This is a genomic window from Turicibacter sp. H121, assembly GCF_001543345.1.
Lineage (GTDB): Bacteria > Bacillota_I > Bacilli_A > MOL361 > Turicibacteraceae > Turicibacter > Turicibacter bilis.
Window position 1 is genome coordinate 905,060 of sequence record NZ_CP013476.1, and the last position, 11,991, is coordinate 917,050.

The window sequence follows — 11,991 nt, forward strand, 5'->3', positions numbered from 1 at the left end:
TCTTGGTCTAGACGGCCCATATGCGGGCAAGGAGTAATAGTCTTATTACTCACAGTCATATATTATAGCACAGGTATATCTACTATAGCAAGTTAAAAAAAGATGTTATAATTTAATAATCCATCCACTTTTTAAAATTAAATCGGCACGCTCCTTGGCGTGCCGATTTTTTGATTCACCACTAGAATCTAGTTGTAGGTATCATGACAAGTTTTAGTAGCTACCTAATGACGAATCATATATAGTATGATTCAATTAATCAAAATTTATTCAATTTAAATGAATTTTTTTATACATTGAAACGGAATAACATAACATCTCCGTCTTGAACGATGTATTGTTTTCCTTCTAAACGATAACGTCCCGCTTCACGAGCTGCTTGCTCTGAACCGTATTTTACTAAATCATCGTAAGAAACAGTTTCCGCGCGGATAAATCCACGTTCGAAATCACTATGAATGATTCCTGCACATTGAGGAGCTGTCATTCCTTTAATGAATGTCCAAGCGCGAACCTCTTGCACACCAGCTGTGAAGTAAGTTGCTAATCCTAATAAATCATAAGCTTCGCGAATTAATTGGTCTAATCCACTTTCTTTGATTCCTAATTCTTCTAAGAATGCTGCTTTTTCTTCATCTTCTAATTGAGAGATTTCTTCTTCAATACGTGCACAAACTTTAATCACTTTTGCACCTTCACGATCAGCATACTCTTGTAATGCTTTCACGTATTCATTATCTTCTCCAGCCATTAAATCATCTTCACCAACGTTAGCTACATATAAAATTGGTTTTAACGTTAATAATTGTAAATGTTTAATGGCTTGGATATCATCTTCATCTAATTCTAAAGCACGAGCAGGTAATTCTTGATCGAATCCAGCTTTTACTTTTTCTAAAACAGCTTGCTCAGCTTTAGCAGCTTTATCTCCTGATTTTGCTTGTTTTGCTAAACGTCCTAAACGACGATCGACTTGTTCCATATCCGCTAAAATTAACTCTAAGTTAATAACTTCAACGTCACGAATTGGATCAACTGAACCTTCAACGTGAATGATGTTTCCATCTTCGAAACAACGAACCACTTGAGTAATCGCATCTACTTCACGAATGTTAGCTAAGAATTTGTTTCCTAACCCTTCTCCATTACTTGCCCCACGCACTAATCCAGCGATATCTGTAAATTCAAAAGTTGTTGGAACAGTCTTTTTAGGACTAACTAATTCTGTTAATTTATTTAAACGCTCATCCGGAACTTCAACCACACCTACGTTTGGGTCGATTGTCGCGAATGGATAATTAGCTGCTTCAATTCCAGCTTGAGTAATTGCATTGAATAAAGTTGATTTCCCGACGTTTGGTAAACCAACGATTCCAGCTGTTAATGCCAATGTCTTCACGTCCTTTTTATCGTATAATATCGTTACTATTTTACACTATTTTTATCACTTTAGCAAAACGAACTCACATTCTGACATCTTTTTCTCTTAAACTTCATATAATGATTATAAATCAAGTGAAAGGATGTGGACTCATGACACAAATTAATTTCTCAGTCAAAGGCTTAATTGTACGGAACCATGAATTTTTAGCCCTCCATAAAGTCAGTTCGCGCTGTGAATACTTTGATCTTCCAGGAGGAAAGATGAAACAAAATGAAAGTGCCGAAGAAACGTTGCGTCGAGAAATATTAGAAGAAACTTCCCTCTTAGTCAGACCCATCCGATTACTACATCAATGGGACTTTATTAACGATGATTACCTCATTATGGGCGTTATTTACTTATGTGAAATTATCGAAGGTGAGATTAAGCTATCTAACGAGCACGACTACTATGAATGGTTACCCTTAAATGAAGATTCTATTCCATTATTAACCCCATCATTAGCCCAGTCCATCTCTCATTTAAATTTTGAAAAAATCTAAAAAACTCCCAAACGATGTTGGGAGTTTTTTAGATAGCGCCTTTAATTAAAACAAATTAAAATACCAATTTAATAACGATGAACCATAAAATAAACAAAAATAAGACGCAATCGCAATAAAAGGTCCGAAGCCCAGTGGCTTCGTCTTATCTTTCATAAAAATTAAAATATAAACTAAAGCGATCACTGCTGCTAAAAACAATGATAGGAATGTGCTAGAAATCCCTAAGACAAACCCAATAACAGCATACAACTTAATGTCTCCACCACCAAGTGCTTCTTTCTTAAACAGAAATTGTCCTAATAAACCAACCGCATATAACGTCAGAAAACCAACGCCCGCTCCTATTAAACCTGACACTAAATCATACTGTGGATAAATGACATAAAGGATGACAAGCACCGCGCCGAAAAATAGAAGTACCTTATCCAAAATCAACTGATAATAAATATCGGATACGGTGATGATGATGAGCATCGATAAAAACGCCCACGTCACATAACTTTCACCCGTTGTAAATCCTTCAAATCCATAGAACCAAACAGGAAACACAAATAAAAGCCCAGCAAAAATCTCCGATAATAAATAAATCGGCTTAATCTTCATCCCACATGAGCGACATTTTCCACCTTGTAACACATAAGAAAGCACTGGCATTAACTCATAAAATGTGAGTTCGTGAGAACACCCTGGGCAGCGGGAACGATCACTCACCCAATTCTCTCCAATCGGCATCCGATATCCAACCACGTGATAAAAAGAACCTAAAGTAGATCCGAGAAAAAAAATTAATATATATATTATTAACATTTGACACTCTCCTCTCTGTATATCTTCATATACGCTATCTAACATTAATTTCATTTTTAATTGATTCCTATATTTAATTTTTTTACCTCTTTTTGTAAATATTATTTAAATTTGTGGATAAACTAAATCTCGAGGTGAAGTTATGAGATTATGTGAGATGTTATCCACTTTTTTTAGATCTAAATATACGCGTGTGACCACGATTATTTGTGTTGAACTGGTCGCGATTCTTTGTTTAACAGTTTATCAATATTTCAAGTATTTGCCTGCTCCAGACATTAATGTAAATACAGCGATTACGTTTTATGATGCGGATGGTGAAGTCTTTTTAGAGAAGACGTATCCGAAAGATCAACACTGGGTTAGCCTAAATGAGATTTCTCCGTATGTGATTAATGGTTTCATTGCAACTGAGGATCGGAACTTTTATGACCATTTCGGATTCGACCCGCTTCGAATAGCCAAAGCTTTGGTAACCAATATCACGTCAGGAACCCGTTCACAAGGTGCATCAACGATTACTCAACAATACGCTCGTAACCTTTATTTAAGCTTTGAAAAAACATGGTCTCGTAAAATTAAGGAAGCTTTTTATACGCTTCGGCTTGAGTTAAGTTACGATAAAGACACGATTTTAGAAGGTTATTTAAACACCATTAACTTTGGCCACGGGAATTATGGCATTGAAGATGCTTCACTTTATTACTTTGGAAAGCATGCCAGTGAGCTCACATTGGCTGAAGCCTCCGTTTTAGTTGGAATTCCAAAAGGACCTAGCTACTACTCCCCAATTAGTCATCCTGAAAATTCAGCCAAACGTCAAAAAATCGTCTTAAATTCGATGCTGGCCGAAAATTATATTAATCAAGAAGAATATGATGAGGCCATGAATACTGAAACAGTCGTCATCGGTGAATACCCAGAAGACATTGATTACGATGCGCCATACTACGTAGATGCGGTGTTAACTGAAGTGGACAAACTCTTAGTTGGTCAAACAAGCTCTTACCGTAACTTAAATATTTACACCACATTAGACCGTGATATTCAAACCTATGTGAACGAAGCCATTCAAGAGAATGTGACAGATCAAGAGGTTCAAACTGCCGTTATTGTCATCGAACCTTCCACCGGGTACGTTAAAGCTCTGAGTGGAGGTAATGATTATGAGACCTCTCAGTATAATCGAGCCCTTTATAGTGAACGTCAGATTGGTTCCTTAATGAAACCTTTCCTTTACTATGAGGCTTTAGAATATGGATTCAATCCATCCACCACCTTTATGAATGAGCCGACTACCTTCCCTTATAATGATGGAAAAGATACTTATACCCCAAATAATTATTCCAATGCTTATGCGTATTCTAACATTCCGATGGCCAATGCACTTGCCGTTTCAGATAATATTTATGCGGTTAAAACTCATACCTTTTTAGGGCTCAATGTTCTTCCCGAAACAACGAAACGTTTTGGAATTACAGCTGATATTCCTGAACTTCCATCGGCTGCACTTGGAGTCGAGCCGGTCAACATTATGGAAATGGCAGAGGCTTACAGTGTTTTTGCTAATAATGGGAAGTCTGTTGAACGAAAATTTATTACACAAATTACAGATGATCGTGGATTTTTAGTTTATTCCGACAAACCAACGGAAGGTGAGCAAATCTTAGATCCAACCAAGACCTATGTGATGAATGAAATGATGACAGGAATGTTTAATATGCAACAAAATAATCATCTTTCAGTCACAGGACTTTCCATTATTCCAAATTTAACTCATCAATACGCTGGAAAAAGTGGATCAACTAACACCGATTCATGGATGATTGGTTATACCCCAGAACTTGTAACGACGGTTTGGACCGGTTACGATCAAGGCCGGACATTAGATGGTGTTGAAGTCAATCGTTATGCTAAAAATATATGGTCACAAGTCATGGAAAACTCACTCAAAGAATCAGGGTCACAGTGGTTTGAAACCCCTAAAGATGTCGTTGCGGTTAAAGTTGATCCAACGACCGGTTATTTAGCTTCAGAGAATTGTCAGAAAAAAGTCACACTCTATTATGAAATAACTAATGTTCCAAGCACCGCTTGTATCGCACACCACCATGAAAGTGCCCTTGTGGATCATGAAGAATTGAGTAATGACTAATAGATATAAATCTTCAAGATAGACAAAAAGAAGCACCTTGAACAAAGATGCCTCTAACCTTCTAGATATCTTTCACCTTTTAGAATCAAGCTTAGTTATTAAAAAAATTCAATACGATGACATCCTATAGTCCAGATAAAATTTTTTACAATGTAAAAAATTTATCTGGACTTATATATTTTGAAGATTTTTTATTCTCCTCGACTACTTTTATTAGTAGTTCCCGCTACCCCTTTAGCTGATTTTGAAACTGACTTAAATGAAATAACTTCTCCGTTACGTTCTAAGATTAATGGGTCTACCATTCATGATTTAAGTTTTCTTTTAATTTTTATTATTTTACTATCATTGACTAACTCTCTATGAATGATACTTCATATTAAATGAATCCTAACTATAGTTTAAATACCAACTGAAATCAGAAAAGCCAGAGGAGTTGTCCTCTGGCTTTTAAATGTTATTCAATACATTCCTTATTCATTAAAGGCTATTTCCGTCTGCGGGTTGAATAGTTTCTGATAGTGTTTTGGTTTGACCATCTTGAATAACTGTTAATTCAAGCTTATCTCCCTCGCGCATTAAATATAATTTCTTTCTAAATGCCATTGTATCTTCAACTTCTTCACCATTAATAGCTGTGATAATGTCTCCAGCTTTAAGCCCCATTTTTTCAGCAAGTCCACCTTCAAAGACTTCATAGATAAACACACCTGTTTTTTGATCAGTTGGAATCTTTAACATTTCTTTTAAACGATCTGGGATCATACTCATTTCTTGAATATAAACCCCTAATTGTGGACGACGAACTTCACCGTACGTCTCTAAATCTGTAATGATCGGAATTGCTACATAAGTTGGAATTGAGAATGACATTCCTTCAACTGAGCTCGTTGCAATTTTCATTGAGTTAATTCCAACAACTTTTCCATCTAAGTTGATTAAAGCTCCTCCACTATTCCCTGGATTAATCGCTGTATCCGTTTGTAAGACAGTCATTTCCCAATCATCACGGTTATCCCCATTTAAATCCACAGCAATAACACGATCTTGCCCTGAAACAATCCCTAATGTTGCCGATCCAGCGAAATCTAATCCTAATGGATTCCCAATGGCAATCACTGTTTGTCCCACTTTTAAATCTTCCGTGTTTCCAAATTCAGCTACCGTTTCTACCTCAACACCACTTACTTTTAATACAGCTAAATCTGTATAAATATCGCTACCAACTAAAGTAGCCTCAGCACGTTCTCCATTTGAGAAAACAACTTCAAAATAATCTCCATTATCAACCACGTGTTGATTCGTCACGATATAAGCATCACTACCCTCTGTTTTATAAATAATTCCTGACCCTTCACCTTGAGTCGTATTACGAATGAAGTTAACAACTCCAACAATCGCTGGTGATACTTTATTAATCGCTTCAATACGTGCTTCTTCTTGTGTTACCACTTCACGTTCAACGACATTTTGCACAATTTGAGTATTCCCCTGTGAATCAGTAGTTTGAGTAAATCCAGAGTTTACATTTTGATTATCACTCTTATCATGATAATAATTAGCAATAAAGAAGACACTCCAAGCTGTGACTAATACAACTAGTAATGTATAAATCACTTTACCCATATTAAAGTTTTTCATTTCATCATCAACCTTTCAAAATTTTATGTCATCTTAAATAAGGTACAAGCATTTGCTGTCGTCTGTTCACAGACCCTTTCATATGGTAAATCCTTTAGTTCTGCAATTTTCTTTGCCACTAATGAGACATAAAACGGCTCATTACGTGTTCCACGATGCGGATGCGGTGTTAAATATGGAGCATCGGTTTCCACTAATAAATGTTCTAATGGAATTTCAGTTGCAACTGCCTGTGGACGACGACCATTCGTAAATGTGACAGGCCCCCCAAGTGAAATCTTGAAATTTAAGTCAATAAATTGACGTGCCATTTCTACACTTCCACTATAACAGTGCATCACCCCACCTACCGTGTGAGCATCATGAGCTTTTAAAATTTCTAACGTATCTGCAATAGATTCACGCGTATGAATAACCAATGGCTTATTCACTTCTTGAGCTAATTTAATTTGTCGAATGAACACTTCTTTTTGTAAATCAACCGGTGACGTATCCCAATGATAATCAAGTCCGCATTCACCAACAGCCACGACTTTCGGATGTTTGACCTGTTCAACTAATTCCGCAAACAATTCTTCCGTTAAATAGATAGAATCCACTGGATGCCATCCAACAGCGGCGTAAATGAAGTCATATTGTTCCGCTAATTCAATGGCGCGTCGATTAGAGCGCTGATCATATCCAACAACGAGCATGCGTGTCACGCCCTCATTCTTCGCGCGTTCCATGACTTCTAGTAAGTCTTGGGCATATTTCTTATCATTTAAATGTACATGAGTATCAAAAAGCACGTTATCACCTATCTTTAAAAGTAATCACTCATTATATTTTCCGCCATTTCCAATTTTATCATACATCAAAATATCGGACATTTTATGATATTGATTTAGAAATCTTGTGGAAAAATAAGTGTTATTTTCATTATAACAAAATCATCCTAAAATCAGGATAGATTAACAAGAAAAGTATTTAAATCTCCAAAAATAGACATGTCCTCCTATCTACTAGTTAAACACCTCTTACTTAAATTAACCTTAAATCAAATGCCTCAGTTAGATCAAACAAAAAACTCGGACTGAACTTTTCATTTTAATTGTTTTCCACAATACGGACAAACCTTAATCCCTAACGACCCTTGTAAAGGTAAAAATTTTCGACAACTCGGGCAGCGCCAAAAAATAAATAAAATAACCATCGCGGTAAAAAAGACCGCCATGCCTATCCATGAACAAACTTGAATATATTTCTGCACTGACAATCTCAATAAAAATAACACAATAGCAATAATAAGGAACACATAACCAACTACTCTCGCTTTCAACGGTGACACTAAAATCCCCCTCTTCTTATTTCCATTATATGAATGAAAAAAAGACATTATCCACAAGGATAATATCTTTTCTCTGTTTCAAATATGTTACCTTTCTTATCTCAAGATTAACATATTTAATCTTCAATCCAACATGCTAATTCTTCAGGTGTCGCTAAAACTGAGTGGGTCTCACTGAGTTGATGGCGCACCCCTTTTGAATAATCCACATCCGATGAATCATAGATTAAAATTTCTCGAGATTTTTCATAAATCGGATCAGGATTTGGAATCGCTGATAATAAAGATTTTGTATACGGATGGACTGGGTTATTGAAAATTTCATCACGTGTTCCCACTTCAACTAAGTACCCTAAATGCATGACTCCAATACGATTGGAGATATATTTAACCATCGATAAATCATGCGCAATAAATAAATAGGCAATCCCTGTTTCCTTTTGAATTCGTTTCATTAAATTCACAACTTGTGCTTGAATCGAAACATCAAGTGCACTAATGGCTTCATCCGCGATGATTAGTTTGGGATTCATAATTAACGCACGGGCAATTCCAATCCGTTGACGTTGACCTCCAGAAAATTGATGTGGATAACGATAAGCATGATCACGTGACAAACCTACACGTTCTAACATTTTAAACACTAACTCATCACGTTCTTGTTTTGAATCATATAACTTGTGGACATCTAATCCTTGTGCAATTAAATCTAATACTTTTTTACGCGGATTGAGTGAAGCCATTGGATCTTGAAAAATCATTTGCATATTTGTTCGTAAGTGACGCTCTGTTTCTTTATTTAATTTTCCTGAGATATCCACATCATCAAATAAAATAGTTCCATCTGTTGGTTCATATAAACGAATAATAGAACGTCCTGTTGTGGATTTTCCAGACCCACTTTCCCCAACTAACCCAAACGTTTCCCCAGGATAAATCTCAAAATCTAAACCATTGACAGCTTTTACTGTGTAATTTTTATTTATTTTAAAATGTTGGGTTAAATTCTCAACCTTTAATAATGGCTCCATTAGAAACAACCTCCTTTCTTCATCTTCTCAATTCTACGTTTCAAGGCTTCTGGCATTTCCACCTTTGGCGCTCTCGCATCAGCCAACCAAGTGGATACCCGATGTTTTCCCCCAACATTATACATGGGTGGGTCTAAGCGATAATCAATATTTAAAGCAAACTCATTACGGGGTGCAAAAGCATCACCTTCGACTTGATACAATAAATTCGGTGGTGTTCCCGGAATGGTGTATAAATATTCATCATCAGATTCTAAATCTGGAATTGATGATAACAATCCCCACGTATATGGGTGCCGAGGATCATAAAAAATCTCTTCTACTGATCCTTTTTCAATAATTTTTCCAGCATACATTACGGCAACATAATCAGCAATATTAGCTACTACCCCTAAATCATGCGTAATAAAAATAATCGCCACATTTGTTTTTTCTTGAATGTCTTTTAGTAACCGCAAAATCTTTGCTTGAATCGTTACATCTAGGGCTGTTGTTGGCTCATCACAAATTAATAATTCTGGTTCACACGCTAACGCAATCGCAATCACAACACGTTGACGCATCCCACCTGAAAGTTGGTGTGGATATTGTTTAAATCGTTTCTCAGGATCAGTAATCCCAACAAGCTCTAATAATTCAATCGCCTTTTCCTTCGCTTCATGAAATGACGTATGATAATGCTCCTGCATCCCTTCAATAATTTGACGCCCAATCGTCATTGTTGGATCAAGTGACGTCATTGGGTCTTGAAATACCATCGCAATCCGTTTTCCACGAATATGACGTTGCATCTCTTGGTCACTTAACTTCGTTAAATCACGCGTCACTTCTTCTCCATCACGTTCATAAGTAAACTGAATACTGCCTTTTTCAATCTTCCCATTCTCACTTAAAATCCCTAAAATAGCTTTCGTCGTCACAGACTTACCGGAACCACTTTCCCCAACGATTGCAAGTGTCTCTCCCTCATATAAATCAAGTCGAACGCCACGAATCGCACTGACACTACCTGATGACGTCGCAAATGAAATTTCTAAGTCACGAACTGATAAAACTTTTCGTCTTCCCATAAACATCACCTCCTACATCTCTTTCATCTTCGGATCAAACGCATCACGAAGTCCATCTGCTAACAAATTAAAACTTAACATCAAAATTGCTAAAACCACAACTGGGAATAGTAGCATATGTGGATAAGCAAGTAACGACTTAAATCCATCACTAATTAATACCCCAAGTGATGCCATCGGTGGCTGTAAGCCAAGCCCGATAAACGCTAAAAATGATTCATAAAAAATCGCATTTGGAATCGAGAACATCGACATAATAATCACTTGTCCGAAAATATTAGGTAAAATATCCTGCTTAATAATCCCTGGTGTTTTAACTCCGAGTGTTCGAGAGGCTAAAATGTAATCAAGTTCCTTTAACTTCAAGACTTGTGATCTAACCACACGGCTCATCCCAATCCATCCCGTAATTAACAAGGCAATCGTAATTGACATAATCCCCGGTTTCATCACAATAACCAGTAGCGTCACGATAACTAAATTCGGAATTCCACTTAGTATCTCAATAAAACGTTGCATATAAATATCCACACGTCCACCAAGATAACCAGAAATCATCCCGTATGTCATCCCAAACACCATATCAATCACTACGGCTAACGCGGCAATATATAAGGAAACTCGAGTTCCCACCCAAACACGCGTCCAAATATCACGACCAAGCGTATCTGTTCCAAAAAAGTAATATACATCATCTAGTCCACGTTGTTCATAAACGTTGACTCCATTATGAGTTCCATTAAAAATTCCTAACTTTTCAAGCCCCGGAATACGAGGTGGTAAATTGACATGATCCATAATGACCGAATCATACGTATGTGAACTAAATATCGGTGCAAAAATAGCCATCAGAACTAAAAAAACAATAAAAACAAATCCAACAAGTGCCCCTTTATTTTGAATAAATCGATGCCAAACATCTTTCCAAAATGATTGCCCTTGATACACCACATCGGTTTGGATTGTTTCATCTTGAAAGACTAACTCAAAATCATTTTGTAAAAAATCTTGATTATGATTCATGACTTCCACCTTCTTTCGATAAACGGATTCTTGGATCAATCACTCCATATAAAATATCCACAACTAACATCGTCCCAATAAACAAAATGCTATAAATAAACGATAAGGCGATGATGACATTATAGTCATTAACTTGAATTGCCGTCACCAATAAGCTCCCCATACCAGGAATCGCAAAAATTTTCTCCACCACTAAACTTCCCGTCATTAAACTAACCATTAATGGTGCAACGACTGTGATGACTGGAATTAACGCATTTCTCATCGCATGTTTCAAAATTAAATTTTTCTTTTTAACACCTTTTGCTTTAACGAGCAACATGAAATCTGAATGCAAAACTTCAATCATTTCTGAGCGTAAGAAACGTGCCACGTTCGCAATGACGAACATCGAAAGGGCAATGGTCGGTAAAATGGTTGATAAAAATGGTTTGCTTAGATTATACGTAATTGGGAACCATTTAAATTTATAGCCTAAGAAGAAACAAAGTCCTAACGCAAACACATACGATGGTACACTCACTCCAATCACTGAAATCACAGTGGCTCCCGTATCGGCCCATGTATTACGACGGAGGGCTGCAATTAACCCTAGTAATAAACCAATCACTGTTCCTAAAACAATGGCTTGTAATCCGATACGAATGGTAATCATGACACGATCACCAATTAATGTACTAACTGGCACATTTTTTTGAATCGCATATGAAACACCAAAATCGCCTTCAAATAAAGCTAATCTTAAATAATTAAAAAATCGAATAAAAATGGGTTGATCCAATCCATATTTCGCCTCAAGTAATGCACGCTGAGCTTCTGTTAGTTTTTCATCATTAAACGGTGTCCCTGGCATAAATTCAAGCATTAGAAATAATAATAATAAAATTAAAAAAATCGTTACGACAGAAATAGCTAGCCGCTTCAAAACATACTTCCACATATCCCCACCTCCATATAAATCTATATAAAAAGATTACAGGGAGTAATATCCCTGTAATATCTCAC

At 36.5% G+C, this 11,991-nt stretch carries 10 protein-coding genes; 2 read left to right on the forward strand and 8 right to left on the reverse strand.

The window, feature by feature from the left end:
• Window positions 1-289: 289 nt before the first annotated feature.
• The gene (gene ychF / locus AT726_RS04380; RefSeq protein WP_055243506.1) at window positions 290-1,390 is read right to left on the reverse strand and encodes a redox-regulated ATPase YchF; all 1,101 of its coding nucleotides are present in this window, start codon (window positions 1,388-1,390) and stop codon (window positions 290-292) included.
• A gap of 143 nt (window positions 1,391-1,533) precedes the next feature.
• On the opposite strand from ychF, the gene AT726_RS04385 reads away from it, so the two are divergent.
• A complete protein-coding gene (locus AT726_RS04385; protein ID WP_055243507.1) occupies window positions 1,534-1,926 on the forward strand; it encodes an NUDIX hydrolase in 393 nt (130 codons plus the stop codon).
• Window positions 1,927-1,971: 45 nt separating this feature from the next.
• Here the strand turns inward: AT726_RS04385 and AT726_RS04390 are convergent, their stop codons facing one another.
• Entirely contained in the window at window positions 1,972-2,736 is a 765-nt protein-coding gene (locus tag AT726_RS04390; RefSeq protein WP_082704878.1) for a prepilin peptidase, read from the reverse strand.
• A gap of 142 nt (window positions 2,737-2,878) precedes the next feature.
• Here AT726_RS04390 and AT726_RS04395 point away from each other — a divergent pair, with 142 nt between their 5' ends.
• A complete protein-coding gene (locus tag AT726_RS04395) occupies window positions 2,879-4,891 on the forward strand; it encodes a transglycosylase domain-containing protein (protein ID WP_068759136.1) in 2,013 nt (670 codons plus the stop codon).
• 480 nt (window positions 4,892-5,371) lie between these two features.
• On the opposite strand, the gene AT726_RS04400 is transcribed toward AT726_RS04395, so the two are convergent.
• The 6 genes from AT726_RS04400 to AT726_RS04430 all read right to left on the reverse strand — a co-directional run bounded on the left by AT726_RS04400 (window position 5,372) and on the right by AT726_RS04430 (window position 11,926).
• The gene (locus AT726_RS04400) at window positions 5,372-6,532 is read right to left on the reverse strand and encodes a S1C family serine protease (protein WP_237297204.1); all 1,161 of its coding nucleotides are present in this window, start codon (window positions 6,530-6,532) and stop codon (window positions 5,372-5,374) included.
• A 23-nt stretch (window positions 6,533-6,555) separates the two neighbouring features.
• Entirely contained in the window at window positions 6,556-7,323 is a 768-nt protein-coding gene (locus AT726_RS04405) for a TatD family hydrolase (RefSeq protein ID WP_055243509.1), read from the reverse strand.
• 655 nt (window positions 7,324-7,978) lie between these two features.
• A complete protein-coding gene (locus AT726_RS04415) occupies window positions 7,979-8,893 on the reverse strand; it encodes an ABC transporter ATP-binding protein (RefSeq protein WP_068759138.1) in 915 nt (304 codons plus the stop codon).
• Complete coding sequence (locus AT726_RS04420) at window positions 8,893-9,969, reverse strand: ABC transporter ATP-binding protein (RefSeq protein ID WP_068759139.1); 1,077 nt, start codon at window positions 9,967-9,969, stop codon at window positions 8,893-8,895. Before AT726_RS04420 ends, AT726_RS04415 begins: the two co-directional genes overlap by 1 nt.
• Before the next feature lie 6 nt (window positions 9,970-9,975).
• A complete protein-coding gene (gene opp3C / locus AT726_RS04425) occupies window positions 9,976-10,986 on the reverse strand; it encodes an oligopeptide ABC transporter permease (protein ID WP_068759140.1) in 1,011 nt (336 codons plus the stop codon).
• Window positions 10,976-11,926 (reverse strand): ABC transporter permease, encoded by a 951-nt coding sequence (locus tag AT726_RS04430; RefSeq protein ID WP_055275185.1) that lies wholly within the window; start codon window positions 11,924-11,926, stop codon window positions 10,976-10,978. Before AT726_RS04430 ends, opp3C begins: the two co-directional genes overlap by 11 nt.
• Window positions 11,927-11,991 lie beyond the last annotated feature (65 nt).

Bases quoted from the DNA above. Each gene is read 5' to 3' on its own strand.
- AT726_RS04385 (WP_055243507.1), top strand. From the start codon at position 1,534: ATGACACAAATTAATTTCTCAGTCAAAGGCTTAATTGTACGGAACCAT.
- AT726_RS04390 (WP_082704878.1), bottom strand. From the start codon at position 2,736: ATGTTAATAATATATATATTAATTTTTTTTCTCGGATCTACTTTAGGT.
- AT726_RS04395 (WP_068759136.1), top strand. From the start codon at position 2,879: ATGAGATTATGTGAGATGTTATCCACTTTTTTTAGATCTAAATATACG.
- AT726_RS04400 (WP_237297204.1), bottom strand. From the start codon at position 6,532: ATGAAAAACTTTAATATGGGTAAAGTGATTTATACATTACTAGTTGTA.
- AT726_RS04415 (WP_068759138.1), bottom strand. From the start codon at position 8,893: ATGGAGCCATTATTAAAGGTTGAGAATTTAACCCAACATTTTAAAATA.
- AT726_RS04420 (WP_068759139.1), bottom strand. From the start codon at position 9,969: ATGTTTATGGGAAGACGAAAAGTTTTATCAGTTCGTGACTTAGAAATT.
- opp3C (WP_068759140.1), bottom strand. From the start codon at position 10,986: ATGAATCATAATCAAGATTTTTTACAAAATGATTTTGAGTTAGTCTTT.
- AT726_RS04430 (WP_055275185.1), bottom strand. From the start codon at position 11,926: ATGTGGAAGTATGTTTTGAAGCGGCTAGCTATTTCTGTCGTAACGATT.